The sequence below is a fragment of the Flavobacterium silvisoli genome (assembly GCF_004329815.1).
Taxonomy (GTDB): domain Bacteria; phylum Bacteroidota; class Bacteroidia; order Flavobacteriales; family Flavobacteriaceae; genus Flavobacterium; species Flavobacterium silvisoli.
Genome location: NZ_SJPE01000033.1, coordinates 1 through 1994 on the forward strand (window position 1 = coordinate 1; position 1994 = coordinate 1994).

Sequence of the window (1994 nt, forward strand, 5' to 3'; positions counted from 1 at the left end):
ATAGTGTAAGCTCCAGCACATTGACCTGCTACAGGCTCCGCATCAGAGAATGTAGCATTCAATCCGGTAGAACAGTTATCAGCTTCATCAGTTACATCGCCTGTAAACTCAACCGAAGCATCGTAAGTACAAGCATCTGTGGTGTAGATGGTGATATCCGCCGGAGCTGTGAAGGTAGGCTTGATGTTATCCGATACCGTGATGTTTTGAGTATGTGTAGTGGTATTACCGGCACAGTCGGTAAGAGACCAGGTACGAACAATAGTGTAAGCTCCAGCACATTGACCCGCTACAGGCTCCGCATCAGAGAATGTAGCATTCAATCCTGTAGAACAGTTATCAGCTTCATCAGTTACATCGCCTGTAAACTCAACCGAAGCATCGTAAGTACAAGCATCCGTGGTGTAGATAGTGATATCCGCCGGAGCAGTGAAGGTAGGCTTGATGCTATCCGATACCGTGATGTTTTGAGTATGTGTAGTGGTATTACCGGCACAGTCGGTAAGAGACCAGGTACGAACAATAGTGTAAGCTCCAGCACATTGACCTGCTACAGGCTCCGCATCAGAGAATGTAGCATTCAATCCGGTAGAACAGTTATCAGCTTCATCAGTTACATCACCTGTAAACTCAACCGAAGCATCGTAAGTACAAGCATCCGTGGTGTAGATAGTGATATCCGCCGGAGCAGTGAATGTAGGCTTGATGTTATCCGATACCGTGATGTTTTGAGTATGTGTAGTGGTATTACCGGCACAGTCGGTAAGAGACCAGGTACGAACAATAGTGTAAGCTCCAGCACATTGACCCGCTACAGGCTCCGCATCGGAGAATGTAGCATTCAATCCGGTAGAACAGTTATCAGCTTCATCAGTTACATTACCTGTAAACTCAACCGAAGCATCGTAAGTACAAGCATCCGTGGTGTAGATAGTGATATCCGCCGGAGCAGTGAATGTAGGCTTGATGTTATCCGATACCGTGATGTTTTGAGTATGTGTAGTGGTATTACCGGCACAGTCGGTAAGAGACCAGGTACGAAYAATAGTGTAAGCTCCAGCACATTGACCTGCCACAGGCTCCGCATCAGAGAATGTAGCATTCAATCCGGTAGAACAGTTATCAGCTTCATCAGTTACATCGCCTGTAAACTCAACCGAAGCATCGTAAGTACAAGCATCCGTGGTGTAGATAGTGATATCCGCCGGAGCTGTGAAKGTAGGCTTGATGTTATCTGATACCGTGATGTTTTGAGTATGTGTAGTGGTATTACCGGCACAGTCGGTAAGAGACCAGGTACGAACAATAGTGTAAGCTCCAGCACATTGACCTGCTACAGGCTCCGCATCAGAGAATGTAGCATTCAATCCGGTAGAACAGTTATCAGCTTCATCAGTTACATCGCCTGTAAACTCAACCGAAGCATCGTAAGTACAAGCATCTGTGGTGTAGATAGTGATATCCGCCGGAGCAGTGAATGTAGGCTTGATGTTATCCGATACCGTGATGTTTTGAGTATGTGTAGTGGTATTACCGGCACAGTCGGTAAGAGACCAGGTACGAACAATAGTGTAAGCTCCAGCACATTGACCTGCTACAGGCTCCGCATCAGAGAATGTAGCATTCAATCCGGTAGAACAGTTATCAGCTTCATCAGTTACATCGCCTGTAAACTCAACCGAAGCATCGTAAGTACAAGCATCCGTGGTGTAGATAGTGATATCCGCCGGAGCAGTGAATGTAGGCTTGATGTTATCCGATACCGTGATGTTTTGAGTATGTGTAGTGGTATTACCGGCACAGTCGGTAAGAGACCAGGTACGAACAATAGTGTAAGCTCCAGCACATTGACCTGCCACAGGCTCCGCATCAGAGAATGTAGCATTCAATCCGGTAGAACAGTTATCAGCTTCATCAGTTACATCGCCTGTAAACTCAACCGAAGCATCGTAAGTACAAGCATCCGTGGTGTAGATAGTGATATCCGCCGGAGC

1 pseudogene is annotated in these 1994 nt (G+C 46.5%); it reads right to left on the reverse strand.

Annotated features, from left to right (window positions below):
• A pseudogene (locus tag EZL74_RS13150) lies at window positions 1–1994 on the reverse strand (gliding motility-associated C-terminal domain-containing protein); the annotation flags it as partial.